Source organism: Hungatella sp. SB206 (assembly GCF_051132295.1).
GTDB lineage: Bacteria > Bacillota > Clostridia > Lachnospirales > Lachnospiraceae > Hungatella > Hungatella effluvii.
The window spans coordinates 1,739,563-1,757,407 of the sequence record NZ_CP096603.1 but is presented as its reverse complement, the minus strand read 5'-3'; the positions used below and the strand labels follow the sequence as shown (position 1 = coordinate 1,757,407).

Here is a 17,845-nt window from a genome sequence, read left to right as displayed (position 1 = left end):
CTTGTATTATTTTTTCACATCCTATGTGGAACGGCTCCTTCGCAGCAGCAGATAGAGAAAATAGATTCCGCCTCCGACAGTAATAAATACGCTGACCGGGACGCTGTAGGCAAATACCTGCTCCACAAGCAATTGGCCGCCTGCCAGTATCACCATACCGATTAATGCCGAGCCGGCGATCAAATAGCTGTGGCGGAACGTCTTAAACAGCTGTCTCGATAAATTGGCAATAATCAGGCCCAGGAAGGATATCGGGCCTACCATGGCGGTCGCTATGGCGATAAACAGTGTCACCCCCAGAAGCAGTCTGCGCACGGTGCGGTCATAGTCCACCCCCAGATTAATCGCCTGCGCCTTTCCCAGTGTAATGACGTCCAGCAGCGCCAGTTCCCGGCGCAGGACAAAGAGCAGAGCTGCAATCAGGATCAGGGAAAAGAATATGATTTCCGTGTTTACATTCGTAAAGCTGGCGACCAGCGACGCCAGAAGGCTGTCGTACTCGTTGGGATCCATGATGCGCGTAAGTGTCGTCTGCATACTGGTGAAAAAGGTGGACAACACCGTTCCGGCCAGCAGGACGTACAGCACATTATGGCTTGTCTTCTTAAATAAGTAGCTGTAAATGATGGTGGCGATGATCGCCATAAGTACCAGATCCACCGCGAAGGAAAGGTTCGCATTGCGGGCCAGAAGGCTGGTGGAGCCGAAAAAGAACACAACCGCCGTATGGATCAGTGTATAGAGGGAGTTCATCCCCAGCAGACACGGCGTCACGATGGTATTGTTGATCACCGACTGGAAGATGACGGAAGCCCCGCCGATGCAGAACGCCGTGATCAGCATGACAGCCAGCTTTGGAATCCGCAGGCTCATGGCATAGCTGAAATATTTCATATTCACATTCAGAAAGAGATAGAGCACGGCGGCGGCCGCTGCCAGCAGCGATAGGATCACCAGCTTCTTTCCGTTGATATTTCCGGTCCTTCCGCTCATTTTTTCCTGCTTCATGCCTCCGTTCCTCCCGTCTGCGGCGATGGTACCGCCGCGGCTCTCCTTTTCCCAAAGGAAAGGGTGATGCTTTTCCGGCCGTGATTTAACCGGTAGATCAGCATACCTACGAAAATCACACTTCCTATGACACCGATAATCAATTCAATCGGCAGCTCATAGGGGGTGATCACAGTCCGGCCGATCATGTCGCAGACCAGAACGAACAGTGCTCCAAACAGGGCGGTATCCAGCAGAGTCCCCCGTATCCGGTCGCCTTTAAACATCGCCACCAGGTTGGGCACGATCAGTCCGATATAGGAAACGCTTCCGACGACTACCACAATGCTGGCTGTAATCATGGCGGCGATGCTCAGTCCCAGAAAGAGCACGACATTGTAGTTGACACCCAGATTTTTCGAGAAATTCCTCCCCATTCCAACAATATTGAAATGATTGGCAAATAAAAAGGCCAGAAGCACCAGTGGAAGCGTTAAATACACCAGTTCATAGCGTCCTCTGATTACCAGGGAAAAATGTCCCACCAGCCAGGAGGAAAGGGCCTGTGTCATGTCGTATTTATAGGCCAAATAACTGGTCATACCTCCGATCACATTGCCGAACATGATTCCCACTAACGGAACCATGACCACGTCCTTAAACTGGATTCTCTGAATGAAGCAGACGAAGATCCACGTCCCCGCGATCGCCGCGATAAAAGCGAAGACGGCCCGTCCCCACAGCGAGGATGACGGCATAAACAAAAGCGCCAGCAGAATACCGAACTGCGCCGAGGAAATCGTCGCGCCTGTGGTCGGGGAGACGAATTTATTCATACAGAGCTGCTGCATGATCAAGCCGGAAATACTCATACCGACTCCGGTACAGAGTATCGCCAAAAGACGGGGCAGCCGGGATATCAACAGGATCTCCACCTGTTCAAAATCCCCGCGCAGCACGCCTCCGGGGCTTATATCCATGACCCCCAGAAACAGTGATACCACCGACAGAATGACCAGTGATGCTGCCAGAAGTAGGGTTAGAGTCTTTGGTTTCATTTTGGGTTTCTCCTCTCAAATCAAATGATGTACAACATTTAAGTTAGTTTCAGCTAACCAAAAGGCAAAAAAATACAACTCGCAAGATATCACATCACATGCATACTGGACTTACATGTATCTCACACCGCGCGCTGCCCTGGAGTGTGTTTAAAAATTCATTTCCGCCATCTGCACGCCCCACTTCGTGGCAGATGACGAAAAGTAATTTTCAAGCATACTCCAATATCATAACACAGGGAGTTAGTCATAGGCAACTCCATAAAATGCACAAACTTTTCTCAATAGGGGACAGAAAAAACAGCGAAATCCGGAGTCTGGGAATGGATGGAAAAAGAAACAAGGACGCGAAAAAGCCATATGCGGCTTTTTCGCATCCTTGTTCATTCTTTCAGATTTATTCGCGCCTGGGTGCTTCATTTCCTCTATTCTTCCAGCTTCATCAGTGTGATCACGATATTCTCTGCTCCCACTTCCGTTTTGCGCTTTACGATGTCCTCAATCTGGGCGCGCTGCGGATCGGTAATGCTGGAAGCGTTGATGACGACGTCAACCTTGCCGCTGGTAATGCTGACAACCGGATCGGAGAAGCCTTTTGCCATCAGAAGAGTCTCTGCGGCATTCTCTTTCTCGGATACTGCGGTCATGTCTATCATTTCCTGAATCGCTTCCTGTTTGGCGGCTTCTTCGATGTTCTCATTGTTGATTAAATTCATCAGAGTCTCTTTGTTCTTGGCACGGACCTGCTCTCTGCTCAGCTGCACGTTCGCTATGTAGTCGGATACATTCATACCGCTGGTTAAGACCGCTTCACCCGGATTTTCCAGACCGGTTTCCAAATCGCCTGTCGTCTCATTGGCTGCCAGCTGTCCGCCTTCCGCCGCCGAATTGTCGGCTACATTGGTGGTGTCCGCTGCCGCGTCTCCTGCCACGCCTTCCTGATTGCTGGCCACTGCGCTGCCGGAGCCATCTGTCTCCTGAGCCGCCAGACTCTCGTCGTTAGGGTCATTGTCAAGGCTTGCAATCTCCTGGTAATTTCCCGGGTCGCCTGTCAGCGCCTGGTTTTCAGCCAGAATGTCCTCATCGGAAATATCCGTCACACCGGCCTCGTACACATCAGTTCCCGACGCCATTTCCTGCTTCCCGGCGTAGTTTAGGTATCCGGCAGCTGCGATCATGACCGCCAGCGTTGTGATGATAATCTGATTTCTTCTGAACAGTTTCTTCATATTCATTTTCTTTGGGGTTCTCGGGACTTTGGATTCTCTGATATCTTTTAAGCTTCTCATTCCTAACACTCCTTCTTTATTCCACCCTCTTTAATACTTTTATTTTATGTGGCGGCAAGTCAAATAATGCTTCCATAGCGCCTGAAATTTCAGCTTTTACAGTTGGACTGCCTCCGCCCTGGGCGCTGATGATGATTCCTTCGATTTCGGGACGGATTTCTTTCTCCACGATCGGCGCCGTATTTTCCCCGGTTCCGGTCAAAATTGTACTTTCCTGCTGTTCCGCGCTGCTGCTCTTCCTCGTTCCGCCCCCGCTGTCCTGTTCCTCAGTGCTGGAGCTGGAGGTATTTTTGTCCACACGCAGCACCTTCTCCTCGGAAGACTTGAGCACGATCATCACGTCAACAGTCCCGACTCCATCCACGGTCTTTAGAATCTGCTTCACCCGCTGCTCCAGCTGCTGTTCATAGGTGCGGTCCGCATTTGCGGCCACGGCGACCGGTTCCCCCGCATCTGTCACCAGCCCTTCCTGTAAGGAGGCTTCTGTCCCCGAAGCGGCGTCTTTTAACATCTTCTTTTCCGTCTCCGGACCGGAAGGAATCGTGAGGACCAGGAGCAGAAGTCCCACCGCCAGCAGAATCAGCCATTTATCCTTACTTATTTTCCAGTTGAATTTCAATGTCCTGTTCCTCCAAATCATAATATTCAGAAATGCGGCGTCTCAGACCAGCCAAAGCAGAATTTTCTTCCTGCCGCTTATCAGGCTGCCCCGCCGATGCACCGATCGTCTCAGACACCTCCTCGCTCCCGCCGTTCAGTTCCACGCGGATCCGTTCCACCGGTTCGATGGGTTCCACAGGTTCCACCGGCTGGATACCGGAACTGCTTCCGCCCTGATCCGCCTGCCCGGAGCTGTCAGGTGCCAGCCGGAGACTGACAGATACCACGTGGCCGAAGGTCTCCTTCTTCTCATCCCCGTCGATCCCGGCCTCGGCCTTCCTGCAGACGAATCCCGACGATTCCGCCATGGTGCGCAGGTCATTTTCCACCGCCTCCTCGTACTGGCTCACCATGCTCGCAAGCCTCACGCCTTCCATGTCGGTGAGCTGGGCCGAGAGTTCCGACGCCTCCTTCTGAAAGCTGATGGACTCGAAGTAATAGGCCAGTTTGTCATCCAGCCGCAGTCCGCCTGTAAATGGTTTTAACACCAGCAGAATGAGCACCATGCCCGCAAACAGCCGGAAATATTTTTCATACTTCTTATCGGGAAGAAGATTGGTTACCACTGTCATAAAGATCAGATAATATGTGATATTTCTGATCCACTCATATAAACCTTCCATGTCAATCACCCTGCGTAATACGTTACATTAGTGGAGGCGCACACCACCGCGATGGTCACCACAAACAGCACGATAGCCGAAGCCGCGATGGACAGCAGGATTCTGTGTCCCTTGGCCATATCCGATATACAGGATACAATCCTTTTATCGCATACCGGCTGGAGGACGGCCGCCACACACTGATACAGGAGCATGAGAATCACCAGCTTCATCATGGGAATCAGGGTGATAATCACCAGGATCACCACTCCGGCGGCCCCCATGGTGTTCTTTACCAGGACCCCCGAACCGATGACCATCTGCGTCACGGCGCTGGCTCCCTGCCCCACTCCCGGTATGATTCCGATCAGCTTCTGGACTGCCCCCGTTTTCATGGAATCCACATAGGGGAGCACCAGCCCCTGGATCAGGTGAAATCCCAGCACGATCCCGACCATAGTCTTAAGACTCCAGGTAATCACGTCGCTTAAGAGCTCCGTCAGCTTCGACAGGATGTCCTCCTTTGCAATATGGCCGGCCATGACGAGAAGCGCATACACCTTCACCATGGGCAGAAGGATGGAGGCGGTAATCGTCTGAGCCACCGTGATGGCAAACAGCGTAAATTCATAGGATGCGATCGCTGAAACGCTCCCTCCCGCAAATGCCGCCGCCAGAAAATATGCCGGCATCAGCGCCTTCATAAATCCCAGAATCTGATTGACCACATTTCCTGCAATGGTAATGCTCGTAAAAAAGCTGGCTGCCAGATAGGTAAACAATAACAGATAGGTGACAAAGAATCCCGTTTCCGATATCTGGCTTCCCGTAAATACATTGGAGAAGTTGGCAAACACAGCACCGATAATTCCCAGAATAATGATCTGGCCCATCATATGGCCGTTATTTCTGATTTCCGAAAACAGAGCATCGCGGATGCCAGTACCAATCTGCCCCATCACATCTCCCAGCCTGCCTGCCATGATATCCTTCATCATTTGTTTAAAGGACAGGTTCCAGCCGCTCGTCCCCTGAGAATTAATATAATCCTGAATCTCCGTTAAATCATACTGTTCCAAATCCATGGAGACCTCTTTCGTCTCCGCTTCGTCCACCGTCTCCCCGGAATCGGCAGGAGACCCGCCACTGTGCTCCGCCGCACAGCTGATCATGACCGTGGACAGCCCTCCTGCCAAAAACAAGCCTCCCGTTCCCGACAGGACCGCCGCCAGCACCAGTAATACGGCTGTTTTGTACAGATGCCCCTTCATGACAGAAATACCTGCAGGGTCTCGATAAGCGCTAAGAGAATCGGCATGCTGACGGCAAGCACCGACAGTTTGCCGAAGATTTCGATCTGCGTGCCCACGGCGCCGTATCCCGCATCCTTGCAGATTCCGGCGGCAAATTCCGCCACGTAGGTGATCCCGATCATTTTAATCAGGGTGGACAGATAGACGCTGTTGATCCTGATATAAGACTGAACCTGTTTTATGGTATCCAGAATTGTGGTCAGCTTTCCGACTCCGTAAAAAAAGATGAAAAATCCGGCTGCCATCACCAGATAGGTTCCGTACTCCCCTTTCATGCCCTTCAGCGCAACGGCCAGAAGGACTGCCGTGATACCGACTACGGCTATGGTCACTACCGTCATATTCTCATTACCCCTACAATGCAAACAGATTTTTAATGGTTTCAAACAGCTGATAAATGTAAGGCACCAGCCAGAACAGCACCAGGATTAAACCAGCGAGACTCGTCAAAAATGCCTGTTCTTCCCGCCCGCTGTGCTTAAGTACCTGGCAGATGACGGAAACCAGGATTCCAACCGCCGCTATTTTAAATATCAGATTGACCCCCATGCTATCCTCCTTATAGTCAAACATCGCCGTCCGGCGTGCTAATACATCATAATCGTTATGAAGATGCCGCCCATAATACCAAGGCTGGTATAGAGACGGCTCCGTTCCTGCTTATGTTCCCTCAGATAACCGATGGATAGATCCAGCTGCTCCAGATAGAGGAGAATCGTCCTCTCCTGCATCTCCAGGTCCAGATATCCAAGATGCTCGCCCAGTCCTTTCAAACTCTGCCTGTCCTCTTTCGAAAGACAGAAGGCTTTGGGGAGCTTATCGATCTCCTCCTGCCAGATATCGTAAAATGGCTCCCCCCGCTGTCCCTCCATCCGCTCGGCAACCCGGATAAACAGGTCGCCGATCTCTCCTCCGCCCTTCTTCCCCGTCCGATCGAAGCTTTCAGGGAGCGCGGAGCGGGCGTATACGATCTCTCCTTTCAGCAGGAAGATCATTTTTCTTAAGTGTTCCATGGTTTTCAGCCGTTCTCCCCACTGTCCCGCCATAAAAAATCCCATGCCGGAGCAGGAAATCACGACGAGAACGGCTCCCAGAATTCTGATTCCCGTGTTATCCATACGCCATGCACTCCTCGCTGTTCCATCTTTTCCCCATGCGGTGGACCTCCGCCTTATAAAGCTGCGTCCCGCGGGAATCGTAGATCTGATCGATATTGCCGATCTTTCCTTTATTATTCAGCACGATATACCGCTCAAAAATCCGCTCATCCACCAGTCTTCGCAGCACCGGCTTCTGCTTCAGATCGTCGATGGAGCTGCCGTGCACCGTGGCGATCAGCTTGCATCCGCAGTTCATAACGTACTCCATGGCCTCTAAGTCTTCCCTGCTTCCGATTTCATCCACGGCTATCACCCGCGGCGACATGGTGCGGATCAGCATCATCATGCCTCTGGCCTTCGGACAGCAGTCAAGGATATCGGTGCGGATTCCCAGCTCATTCTGGGGCATTCCCTGGTAGCAGGCGCCGATTTCCGACCGTTCGTCCACCACTCCCACCGTCATGCCTGCGTGATCCTTTGTCCCATTGGAAATCTGCCGGATCAGATCACGGAGCAGCGTCGTCTTCCCGCACCGCGGCGGCGAAATGATCAGGGTGTGCAGAATTTCTTCCTTGTCATAGAGATACGGAAGAACCGGGGAAGCACACCCCTTCACCTGATGCGACAGTCTTACATTGATAAAGGAAATAAACTTCATTGTCTTGATCCCCGACTCGTCCAAAATGGTTTTACCCGCAACGCCGATGCGGTGGCCCCCCTGGATGGTAAGAAATCCCTGCTTCATCTCTTCCTCAAATGCATACAGGGAATAATTGCTCATGTATTCCATGGTTTCCTTTAACTCGCCCCGGCTCACCAGATAGGCATCCCGGCAGTCCCGGCTCAGCTGTCCCAAACGGCTTATGTAGTACTCTTCATTCTTATAGACCATCAAAAGCGGCGCCGCCACCCGCAGGCGGATCTCCTGCACTTCATCATAGTCAACGGCGACCCGGTTTAGAATCTCTCTTATATTCTTCGAAAAGATTTTTATGAGCTCGTCTTTTTTCTCCACCTTCATCCCTCCTCTTACCTCAATATATGTGAAGGGGGACAAATTATGACGGGGAATTATTTTCATTTTCAGAGGTATATGGTATGATAGCGGTACAGAATATCAGGATAACGAATGGAACGTAAGCCGCCGGGCCGTACAGGCACGGTGCTTCACGATGGAAAGGAAGAACGCGAATGAAGAGAAAGCTGTTGCTGGGATGTGTCATTGTAATTAGTATCTTATCCTCTGCCTGCCATACGGACCGGGCTTTGAACAATACGGCAGATTTCACGCAGGTGCCCTACTCCAATCAGGAAGAAACGCAGGAAGGCGATCTGGCAGAAAACGCATCCCCGCCGGAGAAATCCTCCGGTGCAGAGGACCAGAGTCCGATTTCACCAGATGGTTCTTCCTCTGGGGCAGGCACTCTAAAATTTGATATAAAAGCATTGAAAAACCTGGCTGCCGACACTGAGCTGATATCCAGCAGGTATTTTAAAGCAGGCGACGTGCGGTCCGCCATATCTTTTTCGCTCACACAGGACTGGAAGGATTCCGGCCGTCTGACCTGCGATTTCCTGTCTCAGGATAACCAATATGAAAGCTTCTGGAATGGGATTGCTCAAGCGGCCGTTGATACGGAGAGCGGAAAAATGGATTACAGCATCATACCGGAATTCCACGACGCAGCCCAGGAAAAAGGAACGTGCAGCATAACCTTCTATTTAAATGACGCGGTTCCACATATTACAGTAGACGGCAACGCTCATCTGGAGGGGGATTACTATTCCTTCCAGCGTTCTTTCAGCAGGCCGGAGGTATTCACCCGTTATTTAAGCAAAGCGGATTTATACTTATATCCGACCGAAGACCTGTGGCTGCTCAGAAATGAAATTTACGCGGCGCATGGACGGAAATTTGATTCCGAGGTCTTAAACCAGTATTTTTCCAATAAAGTCTGGTATCGGAGCCTACTGGATCCGGACAAATTTTCGGATTCCCTGCTTTCTGATATCGAGAAAAAGAATATTACGCTGATTCGGGAACTGGAAGAGGAACCTTTTGACAAAAGAAATATCATAGACGGAATCGATTATGCAGGCGAATGGGACCGCCTTCCGCTTGCGCCTTACCTCTCGTACCTGCAAACCGGCCGGGAAACCGGGCTGTCCGCAGATCTGACGAAGGCGAAAGATATGGGCGTATACTACAGCGTTCCCGGCACGATCTCTGTTCCCGCCTCCATGACGCAGGAACAGTTTTCTGCAGTGCAAAACGGCGGGGAAGCCGAAGTAGTTTTAAACGCGCTGACCGGCGAAAGCCAACTACTTTCCCTGGATCCCAATGCAGGAGACTCGAATTCATACGGCTATCTGATGTATGACAAGGGAACACTGCCTTCCTCACAAGGCAGTGAAACAGGAGTCATCGCAGATCTGGAAAATGGAACCTATACTTTGTGGCAGACCAGCGCAGACACTGTGATGAAGACGGTATATGAGGGGGACATTTACATTCTGAAAGGAGCCGTGACAGGCGCTTATACCAGCCTGGCAGAAGCATCGAAAACTCAGATGGAGATCTGTGCTGGTGCATCGGAGAGCGGCGGGGAGACGGAGGCGCTGGTTGACAGCAGCGTACTTGGGAATGCGCTTTATTATAATAGTAAGGGGTATTTTACGGCGGTTTATTATCTTGGGGATTAGAGTGGATGTTGTTATCAGAAAAAAGAACCTTTAGAAGCATTTGCTTTCTGAAGGTTCTTTTTGTTGTGAAGAAAGGTTGGAAGGGGGGATATGGTTATTCCAATCCATATATTCCTCGAAATTTCAATCCACACCTTCCTCGCAGAAGGTGACCGGGGAAGCTGACAACCGTAGATGTAGACATAACCATTTCAATCCACACCTTCCTCGCAGAAGGTGACGTTGAAAATCGGCCTAAAGAAGTATATAAAAACATTTCAATCCACACCTTCCTCGCAGAAGGTGACCTTTTATGGGATAACAAAGACGACGAAACCATAATTTCAATCCACACCTTCCTCGCAGAAGGTGACACTCTCTTTCCGCACAGCCTTTCATCAGTTCATAATTTCAATCCACACCTTCCTCGCAGAAGGTGACTTAATATATTTGGATACACCGCCCACGTTACAGTTATTTCAATCCACACCTTCCTCGCAGAAGGTGACTTTTATCTTTAATCCTTGGTATGTTATTTGCGGAATTTCAATCCACACCTTCCTCGCAGAAGGTGACTGCCGCATCGATCTTAATTGTGTGGCTGCCATCGGAAAATTTCAATCCACACCTTCCTCGCAGAAGGTGACAGCTAGGTTTTTCAAATGGTTCTATCTCTAAATGATTTCAATCCACACCTTCCTCGCAGAAGGTGACTGCTTTCGCCCTCGCTACGTCTGTGCATTGCAGCATTTCAATCCACACCTTCCTCGCAGAAGGTGACTTAAGCCCTTGTTTGTGCAATGATCCACTAGGCCATTTCAATCCACACCTTCCTCGCAGAAGGTGACTAATGGCCTCGTTTTCGTTTTTTAACAATATGATCATTTCAATCCACACCTTCCTCGCAGAAGGTGACTTTAAGCGAATCATACTCACCTGACAAGGCAGACTATTTCAATCCACACCTTCCTCGCAGAAGGTGACATATAAGCTAGGTTTCTTGCCTGTTAAAAAGTACATTTCAATCCACACCTTCCTCGCAGAAGGTGACCAAACTCCAGGTTGGGAATGTTAAAATACAATTCGGATTTCAATCCACACCTTCCTCGCAGAAGGTGACACGCCTGTATTTTATATGAGTGTGTAATAACTAAAATTTCAATCCACACCTTCCTCGCAGAAGGTGACGACGTTTCCCGGTTGCGTCCCAGTGATATGCTAATTTCAATCCACACCTTCCTCGCAGAAGGTGACCCCTTCAGGGCGACCTCCCGGCCCGCGTCCCATTTATTTCAATCCACACCTTCCTCGCAGAAGGTGACGTCTTCTCCTTCCTCACAATCGAAGCGGAGGTAAGATTTCAATCCACACCTTCCTCGCAGAAGGTGACCAAAACTCTCAATACTGTTGAGCTCGCCCTCAATATTTCAATCCACACCTTCCTCGCAGAAGGTGACCTTGTCGGAAGCGAAGTATATTTTCTTTCCTGGTATTTCAATCCACACCTTCCTCGCAGAAGGTGACTTGGTTCCTTCCGGCGTAACGTTCTCTTTTGGCTATTTCAATCCACACCTTCCTCGCAGAAGGTGACCTGTGGCCATGCACAGCGCCACAAAGGCTTTTCTATTTCAATCCACACCTTCCTCGCAGAAGGTGACTCATTGCGGCCAAAGACACCGGCACCGCTGAGAAATTTCAATCCACACCTTCCTCGCAGAAGGTGACCCACGGTAATCCCTGCAACGTCTACTACCTGAGTATTTCAATCCACACCTTCCTCGCAGAAGGTGACCAACCAGACACGGCGTGAGTTGCAGAAGACAATAATTTCAATCCACACCTTCCTCGCAGAAGGTGACCTTAAAGGCTGGTTCTGCTTTGTCAATATTTGGATTTCAATCCACACCTTCCTCGCAGAAGGTGACAGCAATTCTCCACAACATTCCCCCACTACCCACCCAAATATTTAACTATATTGTACAATATTTTTCCAAAAAATCAATAGCTATCTTCCTTCTGCTTCATACTCCCTCATTTTCCCAGTGCGAATCCCCCAGTATTTTCATGTTTACTTGAGATTCGCACCAGCATTTCACTTCCTTATCTCCCCATCTTCTAAAAATCCCTTCACAATTATACAGCTTAACATTCTGCCACAAGCACTTTCACAATCTCCGATACATACATAGTATGATAGTCTTTATTCGGATAACATTTCTGATCAATTTCCTGATCCAGTAAATTTTCAGCCGGCATGGGATCGGAGTACAGTTTCCGCAGGACAAAAATCATATTTGCTTCCTCGAATGCTGTGGTACCGTCGATAAAATAGGGAGTCAGACCTGCCTCCTTTACCTTGTCGCAGTCACGTCCGGATTTTGTTCCGCAGATGTTCAACGCCTTTCTGTACTCCTTATCATAAAAAGATACGGTGAACAGCTCATTGGCATCGACAAATTCTTTCGTATAGCGCTGAGGCCGGATATAAGCAGTAATCACATTCTTGTTCCACATAATTCCCATTCCGCCCCAGCTGGCCGTCATTGTATTAAAATTCTTCTCATCGCCCGCCGTGATCAGCATCCACTCAGTGCCAATCTTTGTAAATGGATTAAAATTCAGTTCTTCCACTGCTATCTCTTTAAATCCCATAACATTTTTCTCCTTTTCTCAATGCTGTTTTCATTCTACAATTGCTATGATTCATCTCTTCTCTCCAGAACTGCTGAATATATATATTTTATCATTTTCTTCACTAAAGTCAAATACTCCCTGTGGGGAATTGACCCTCGCAGCAGTCGCCAAATGTTCATGCAAGCATGGCACTTGGCCCGCCGTTCACGGGAATCAACCTCCAACTCTCCAGACTTCACAGCAAAAAGCCGCTGTATCCCTCGCATTTCCATGCTCCGAACACAGCGGCCCTGCCCGCATGCTATCCCGGTTCTTCTTCTCTTTCCCGCTCTGCTGGTCTGCTATTCCATATGGATTTCGACACCGGTCTCATAGATTTTGTCTTCCAGCAGCACGCGAACCTTCACGTTTTTGCCCAACCCGCATTTATTGACATACACATCTACATTTCTGGGATCATTCTTCAGAAACGTTCCGACACACATTGCCTCAAAGTTCTTCGCAGCCGACGTGTTGATATAATAGCGGTGCACTCCGCCGTCTTCCTCTTCCAGCAGGAGCATGGCCAGTTCCCCTTTCTCAAAGGTAGCATTAAACAGGATTCGGTCCTCCTCCTCCGTAACGGAAGCCTCGTAATGCTCCGGAATCAGTTCCCCCGTACAGGCGGCCGGAATCTCTGTCTCAAATTCTCCAGTTCTGCTCATAGAACCAAGTGTTTTTCCTGCTCCCAGTTCCGCCGTCTCACCGGCATAATACATAGGCAGCTTCTCGGCGCGGAATACATTGGAAGGTACATGCAGCTCATAGACTACCTCATCATTTACCAGTTCGCAGGTAATTGCATTCAGCGTACAGCCCTCACCGGTTCCATCCATGCTCCCCAGCCCCTCTAACGGTTCCCCGTCCTTATAGGCAATTCCCCCGGAATGCACCATATAGCGGCCTTCATCGTAATATTCCACATTACAGATATATGGCGAAAAGAAGTCTGCGCCTCTCTCCTTTCCATACTGCCATACCTGTTCGATTGTCCGTGTCTCTCTGTCGATATGGTAGCGCACGCCTCTGGAATAGCTGTCCTTCGCCTTGCTGTAATGAGCCTTTAACTTGGAACGATAGTGACCGTTATCGAACATCATAATATCTCCGTCCGGGCACACCACCACGCCGTGCTGCTCGTAAGACCATTCAAACGGTTCACTGATCGGCCGGAAGAAATACTTCTCCACGTACTCTTCCGGCCAGCCCTCCGGATCTCCCAGAATCCAGTTAAGAGCTCCTGTTTTGAAGTCTATATTAATCACCGCATCCTGATGCCGGCCGGAAAGCGTGATGGAATCCGTCTTCTTATCGTACCATACCGCATTATTATGGAACCAGTCGTGTGCAGAAGCCGATCCGGACCAGGTCGTCTGGCAGTCGTAAGGCAGAATCTCCCTGTAATCCCAGGTTCTCACGATCGCTCCCGTCTGGCGGTCGACAAGGACCAGCACATCTTCTACGGTATCCCGGTCCGGAATCTGAGACAGCATCAGGATATTGCCGTCTTCCATCTCAAAGGTATCATGGTGATAACCGCCCGGAAGCCTGTATTCCCGGTATATTTTTCCGTGTACCCCCATCTCGTACACACCGCTCACGTAATACGGCAGCTTTATCAGCCGGTCCGTACCGACAAGCAGATGGCCGTTCGCAAGACGCTTCATATCAAAGCAGACGTTTACCGTCAGATACCACCTTACGTCCCCGCGGTAATCACATGCCAGCGCATCGGCCTTGGACGTCTGTGTCAGAAAAATCACATTGTCTCCCATATGCGCCCCGCTGCCCTTGCAGCATGTGGGAACCGGTACCTCTGGGGGAAGCGGCTCGTTTTTAATCATAACCGTCTCCCGTTCTCCTCCCGACAAAATGAGCTCCACCGTATTTTCGCAGTCCGCATACAGACCATAAACCGGAAGAATATGGACCGTATCGGCCGGAAATGTATGGCTGATATCGCCTTCCGGCTCCTTCCCCTTCACCGTCAGCGTGACCTCCTGCTTTACAGCGGTCTTAAAAAGAATCATCGCCGTCAGCGGAGAGATCAGATACGGATTTCTCACTACCAGCGGGCTGGATGCCGTGTATGCTCCCGCCTCGAATGTCTCCAGAAACTTCTGTTCCGCTTCCGCCTGCTGTGTAATCAGGCTGTTTTTCTTCTCATATCGAATCATCTGTTATCCCTTCCTTCCCCATTATCCCATACATTTCTTCTTATACGCCGCCGCTGACTGAGCGGCCACTGCGCCATCCGAGCAGGCGGTCACGATCTGCCGGAGGAGCTTGCTGTTACTATCACCGGCACCGAAGATTCCCGGCACCGCCGTCTCCATCCGCTCGTTCGCTTCAATATAACCGTGTGATTCCAGAATGCCGAGACCTGCAAATGGTTCCGTTACCGGCTGAAGTCCGATATATTCGAACGCGCCGTCTCCGTATACTACGATTTCCTCCCCTGTTTTGCTGGAAACCGCACGCAGGCCGGTAAATACATCCCCAGGCAGAAATTCTTTGATATCAAACCACTCATGGACTTCCACATTGGGCATGGACTTCAGTTTATCGCAGGCCATCGGGTCTGCGGTGAGATCAAGCATGGTTACCACCGTCACCTTTTTTGCCATTTCCGCCAGGTAGATGGATTCCTCCACCGCGGAATTGCCTCCGCCAATCACGATGACCGATTTATCCCGGTATTTTGCGCCATCACAGATGGCGCACCAGCTAATGGATTTTCCTGCAAAATCCAGCTCATTAGGCACGTGGAGCATACGCGGCTTTGTTCCCGTAGCCAAAATGACTGCCAAAGAACGGTATGTTTTTCCTTCCGCACACGTCACTATTTTTATGGTACCGCAGCCGTCGTCTTCCCGTTCCTCTGTCTCGATTTTTTCCACAGTGCCGTAATCGAATTCGATTCCCAGAGCCTGGGTATGCTCAAATACCTGCATCGCCAGATCGGCTCCATTGACCGAACTGAAGCCCGGATAGTTCTGTATTTCATATGTATTGATGATCTGCCCGCCCGGCGCCAGTTTATCTAAAAGGAGAACGTCAAGATTCGCTCTCTTCGCATATATCGCGGCCGTCATCCCGGCAGGTCCGCTCCCCACAATGATTACGTCATATATTTTCATGTTTCCTCTCCTATCTTAAAAATCCAGTCATCATCCAGTACGGATAAATCAGAACCGCCAGGAAAATGATGCTGAGTATTGTGCGGACGGTACAGAATTTCATGGCTTTTTTCATATCAAAGACGTCATAGCTGAACAGAATCAGGAACAGCGCCCACTCATAGGGGAAGAACAGCTGCTCCACACCCCATACGAAACTGAAGGTGGTTCCCACCACGCTGAGTCCCAGCTTCGCCGCAATGTCGATAAAAAGCGGTGAAAATGCCGCCATACCGGCCAGAGGAGTCATCATCATATCGGTGATCACACCGGTCAGCCATGCAAACAGGATCAATCCAAAATTTCCGACATTCTGGAGAATCGGCATCATCAGCTCGCTCACCAGACCGGCTACGCCAACGGCATTTGACATGCTTCCAATCGCCATGGTTGCCGCCACGAAGAATACCATCGGGAAATTCACCTGCTTCATATCCTCGATATCCGCAACGTCCACGCCCGGAAGGAAACAGGCGATCACAGCCAGAATAAAGAGCCAGCCTGCGTCAATTCCCGAAAATACCATTGCAATAACGAGTAAAATCAGGATAACCAGAAACTTAATTTCCTTTTTCGACATTTTTCCGAGAGATTCCTGTTTTTCTTTAAAATACTCTTTTCCGTCAATGGAGGCATCCTGTTTGAACAGAATCCGCACCATGATCAGAAGGACGATCAGCCATAAAAGCATGACGGGAAAGTTACTGATAAAATACTGCATCCAGCTGACGCTGTTTCCGGTTTCCTTTAAATAGGAATTGACCAGCTGAAGGTTCTCGCTTGCGGATAAATACAGCCAGGATGGTGCGATTGCCGCCACGAAACCGGCAAACATGATTCCGGCTCCGGTATTGCTGTTCTTCGGTATCTTTAACGCGTTGTAGATTCCAAAACACAGGGCGCAGTAGAGGGCGACACGGCCGGTCATATTGGGGACCAGAAGCCCCACCACAATACCGGACAGTGTGATTCCCGTTATGATCCCCTTATAGGAACCGCCGGATTTTACTATAAAAAAGTACGCAATCCGCTGCATCAGCCCGCTTTTCTCAAAGATCACGGAAAGCGTCAGACCGCCCAGAGACAGCCATACGACCGATCCGGTCCACGGTGACAGGACGACATTGGCGGGGGCCACTCCCCAAAGAATCGCTCCTACCGTTAAGAGCAGGCCGGAAATGTAAACCGGAAGCAGATTCATCGCCCAGGTCAGAATCGCCCACGCGGTGCATACGAAGAATTTTCTCATTTCCAGTGAGACGGCCTCCGTCTGCGGAATTGCAAAGTAAAGGATGCAGGGAACTCCGATTGCGATCCCCCATTTTATAAAAAACTTCAAATCAAACACAGTCTTTTTATCTGCTGTAATCCCCTGTTTGTCCATATTTTCCCCTTCTCCATTTCTATTCAGCTTATGCCCTGCGGCAGTGCAGCCCCAGGGCATATTAGTATTTATTTTTCAATGGCCTTAAATGCTTCTGTCTGTGCGGTCATTCCACGTTCTGATGCGAGGCGCTCGATGGAGGAAGCGCCGAAGAATCCGTCGATTTCAGGCACATGTTTGATTACGTAGGCGGCATCCTCAGGATCTGCGATCGGGCCGCCATGGCAGATAACCATGATATCCTGGCGCACTTCTCTTCCCGCCTTGATAATCTCCCTGATCTTTACGCAGCAGTCATCCAGCGTGAGCGCTGTCTCCGCGCCGATGCTTCCCTTGGTGGTCAGTCCCATATGGGCAACCAGTATATCCGCTCCGGCTTCCGCCATGGCTTTTGCCTGCTCCGGATCGAAGACGTATGGACAGGTGAGCATATCCAGCTTGTGTGCTTCACGGACCATGTCAACCTCCAGTCCGTATCCCATTCCTGTCTCCTCCAGGTTAGCTCTGAATTTGCCGTCAATTAATCCTACGGTCGGGAAATTCTGCACACCGTTGAAGCCCTGGTCCTTCAGCTGTTTCAGAAACAGGTCCATCACACGGAAAGGATCCGTACCGCAGACACCGGCGAGAACCGGAGTGTTTTTCACGACCGGAAGCACCTCGGAGCCCATTTCCTGTACGATCTTATTGGCATCGCCATACGCCAGCAGCCCTGACAGGGAACCGCGGCCAGCCATACGGAAACGACCGGAATTGTAGATAATCAGCATGTCAGCTCCGCCCTTTTCACTGCATTTCGCCGTAATTCCGGTTCCTGCGCCAACGCCTACCAGGATTCTTCCCTCTTCCACCTCTTTGTGGAATTTTTCCATGATCTCACTTCTTGTCATTCTGTTCATTTTTAAATCCTCCTTGTTC

The 17,845-nt window shown here is 50.2% G+C and carries 17 protein-coding genes and 1 CRISPR repeat array; of the genes, 1 reads left to right on the top strand and 16 read right to left on the bottom strand.

The features are described from left to right. Nucleotides 1–21: 21 nt before the first annotated feature. From M1L66_RS07670 to spoIIIAA, 11 genes are all read right to left on the bottom strand, one after another. Nucleotides 22–1,008, bottom strand: coding sequence for an iron chelate uptake ABC transporter family permease subunit (locus tag M1L66_RS07670; RefSeq protein WP_187022315.1), 987 nt, complete (start codon nt 1,006–1,008; stop codon nt 22–24). Beyond that, nucleotides 1,005–2,045: an ABC transporter permease gene (locus M1L66_RS07665; RefSeq protein ID WP_434691961.1), complete on the bottom strand. Its 1,041-nt coding sequence runs from the start codon at nt 2,043–2,045 to the stop codon at nt 1,005–1,007. The genes M1L66_RS07670 and M1L66_RS07665 overlap by 4 nt, the downstream gene beginning before the upstream one ends. Nucleotides 2,046–2,195: 150 nt before the next feature. Continuing rightward, on the bottom strand, nt 2,196–2,264 hold the full coding sequence (locus M1L66_RS07660; protein WP_432764188.1) for a DUF6783 domain-containing protein: 69 nt from the start codon (nt 2,262–2,264) through the stop codon (nt 2,196–2,198). A 206-nt stretch (nt 2,265–2,470) separates the two neighbouring features. Continuing rightward, the gene (locus M1L66_RS07655; protein ID WP_002601066.1) at nt 2,471–3,334 is read right to left on the bottom strand and encodes a SpoIIIAH-like family protein; all 864 of its coding nucleotides are present in this window, start codon (nt 3,332–3,334) and stop codon (nt 2,471–2,473) included. Nucleotides 3,335–3,350: 16 nt separating this feature from the next. Further along, nucleotides 3,351–3,974, bottom strand: coding sequence for a stage III sporulation protein AG (locus tag M1L66_RS07650; protein ID WP_187022317.1), 624 nt, complete (start codon nt 3,972–3,974; stop codon nt 3,351–3,353). Next, on the bottom strand, nt 3,928–4,617 hold the full coding sequence (locus tag M1L66_RS07645; RefSeq protein WP_187022318.1) for a stage III sporulation protein AF: 690 nt from the start codon (nt 4,615–4,617) through the stop codon (nt 3,928–3,930). Before M1L66_RS07645 ends, M1L66_RS07650 begins: the two co-directional genes overlap by 47 nt. 5 nt (nt 4,618–4,622) lie before the next feature. Further along, a complete protein-coding gene (locus M1L66_RS07640; RefSeq protein ID WP_434691956.1) occupies nt 4,623–5,867 on the bottom strand; it encodes a stage III sporulation protein AE in 1,245 nt (414 codons plus the stop codon). Next, entirely contained in the window at nt 5,864–6,250 is a 387-nt protein-coding gene (locus M1L66_RS07635) for a stage III sporulation AC/AD family protein (protein WP_002601070.1), read from the bottom strand. The genes M1L66_RS07640 and M1L66_RS07635 overlap by 4 nt, the downstream gene beginning before the upstream one ends. 13 nt (nt 6,251–6,263) lie before the next feature. Beyond that, nucleotides 6,264–6,458 carry a stage III sporulation protein AC gene (gene spoIIIAC / locus M1L66_RS07630; protein ID WP_002601071.1) on the bottom strand — a complete coding sequence of 65 codons (195 nt, stop codon included), beginning with the start codon at nt 6,456–6,458 and terminating at the stop codon, nt 6,264–6,266. 38 nt (nt 6,459–6,496) lie between these two features. Then, complete coding sequence (locus tag M1L66_RS07625; RefSeq protein WP_002601072.1) at nt 6,497–7,027, bottom strand: stage III sporulation protein AB; 531 nt, start codon at nt 7,025–7,027, stop codon at nt 6,497–6,499. Further along, on the bottom strand, nt 7,020–8,024 hold the full coding sequence (gene spoIIIAA, locus M1L66_RS07620; RefSeq protein WP_187022320.1) for a stage III sporulation protein AA: 1,005 nt from the start codon (nt 8,022–8,024) through the stop codon (nt 7,020–7,022). Before spoIIIAA ends, M1L66_RS07625 begins: the two co-directional genes overlap by 8 nt. 176 nt (nt 8,025–8,200) lie before the next feature. On the opposite strand from spoIIIAA, the gene M1L66_RS07615 reads away from it, so the two are divergent. After that, the gene (locus M1L66_RS07615) at nt 8,201–9,712 is read left to right on the top strand and encodes a DUF4454 domain-containing protein (protein WP_434691950.1); all 1,512 of its coding nucleotides are present in this window, start codon (nt 8,201–8,203) and stop codon (nt 9,710–9,712) included. Between the two features lie 120 nt (nt 9,713–9,832). Continuing rightward, nucleotides 9,833–11,616: a CRISPR direct-repeat array (repeat unit 33 nt; unit sequence ATTTCAATCCACACCTTCCTCGCAGAAGGTGAC). Between the two features lie 217 nt (nt 11,617–11,833). On the opposite strand, the gene M1L66_RS07610 is transcribed toward M1L66_RS07615, so the two are convergent. The 5 genes from M1L66_RS07610 to M1L66_RS07590 all read right to left on the bottom strand — a co-directional run bounded on the left by M1L66_RS07610 (nt 11,834) and on the right by M1L66_RS07590 (nt 17,826). Beyond that, nucleotides 11,834–12,343, bottom strand: a complete 510-nt coding sequence (locus M1L66_RS07610; RefSeq protein WP_434691948.1) for a flavin reductase — start codon at nt 12,341–12,343, stop codon at nt 11,834–11,836. A 323-nt stretch (nt 12,344–12,666) separates the two neighbouring features. Then, nucleotides 12,667–14,541, bottom strand: a complete 1,875-nt coding sequence (locus M1L66_RS07605) for an aryl-sulfate sulfotransferase (RefSeq protein ID WP_434691946.1) — start codon at nt 14,539–14,541, stop codon at nt 12,667–12,669. A 21-nt stretch (nt 14,542–14,562) separates the two neighbouring features. After that, entirely contained in the window at nt 14,563–15,504 is a 942-nt protein-coding gene (locus tag M1L66_RS07600; RefSeq protein WP_434691945.1) for an NAD(P)/FAD-dependent oxidoreductase, read from the bottom strand. A 10-nt stretch (nt 15,505–15,514) separates the two neighbouring features. Further along, nucleotides 15,515–16,927 (bottom strand): SLC13 family permease, encoded by a 1,413-nt coding sequence (locus M1L66_RS07595; RefSeq protein ID WP_434691943.1) that lies wholly within the window; start codon nt 16,925–16,927, stop codon nt 15,515–15,517. A 68-nt stretch (nt 16,928–16,995) separates the two neighbouring features. Continuing rightward, nucleotides 16,996–17,826 carry a phosphoenolpyruvate hydrolase family protein gene (locus M1L66_RS07590; RefSeq protein ID WP_110321500.1) on the bottom strand — a complete coding sequence of 277 codons (831 nt, stop codon included), beginning with the start codon at nt 17,824–17,826 and terminating at the stop codon, nt 16,996–16,998. Nucleotides 17,827–17,845: the final 19 nt, after the last annotated feature.

Bases quoted from the DNA above. Each gene is read 5' to 3' on its own strand.
- M1L66_RS07650 (WP_187022317.1), bottom strand. From the start codon at position 3,974: ATGATTTGGAGGAACAGGACATTGAAATTCAACTGGAAAATAAGTAAG.
- M1L66_RS07605 (WP_434691946.1), bottom strand. From the start codon at position 14,541: ATGATTCGATATGAGAAGAAAAACAGCCTGATTACACAGCAGGCGGAA.
- M1L66_RS07595 (WP_434691943.1), bottom strand. From the start codon at position 16,927: ATGGACAAACAGGGGATTACAGCAGATAAAAAGACTGTGTTTGATTTG.
- M1L66_RS07590 (WP_110321500.1), bottom strand. From the start codon at position 17,826: ATGAACAGAATGACAAGAAGTGAGATCATGGAAAAATTCCACAAAGAG.
- M1L66_RS07615 (WP_434691950.1), top strand. From the start codon at position 8,201: ATGAAGAGAAAGCTGTTGCTGGGATGTGTCATTGTAATTAGTATCTTA.
- M1L66_RS07645 (WP_187022318.1), bottom strand. From the start codon at position 4,617: ATGGAAGGTTTATATGAGTGGATCAGAAATATCACATATTATCTGATC.
- M1L66_RS07600 (WP_434691945.1), bottom strand. From the start codon at position 15,504: ATGAAAATATATGACGTAATCATTGTGGGGAGCGGACCTGCCGGGATG.
- M1L66_RS07665 (WP_434691961.1), bottom strand. From the start codon at position 2,045: ATGAAACCAAAGACTCTAACCCTACTTCTGGCAGCATCACTGGTCATT.
- M1L66_RS07625 (WP_002601072.1), bottom strand. From the start codon at position 7,027: ATGGATAACACGGGAATCAGAATTCTGGGAGCCGTTCTCGTCGTGATT.
- M1L66_RS07640 (WP_434691956.1), bottom strand. From the start codon at position 5,867: ATGAAGGGGCATCTGTACAAAACAGCCGTATTACTGGTGCTGGCGGCG.
- spoIIIAC (WP_002601071.1), bottom strand. From the start codon at position 6,458: ATGGGGGTCAATCTGATATTTAAAATAGCGGCGGTTGGAATCCTGGTT.
- M1L66_RS07610 (WP_434691948.1), bottom strand. From the start codon at position 12,343: ATGGGATTTAAAGAGATAGCAGTGGAAGAACTGAATTTTAATCCATTT.
- M1L66_RS07670 (WP_187022315.1), bottom strand. From the start codon at position 1,008: ATGAAGCAGGAAAAAATGAGCGGAAGGACCGGAAATATCAACGGAAAG.
- M1L66_RS07655 (WP_002601066.1), bottom strand. From the start codon at position 3,334: ATGAGAAGCTTAAAAGATATCAGAGAATCCAAAGTCCCGAGAACCCCA.
- M1L66_RS07635 (WP_002601070.1), bottom strand. From the start codon at position 6,250: ATGACGGTAGTGACCATAGCCGTAGTCGGTATCACGGCAGTCCTTCTG.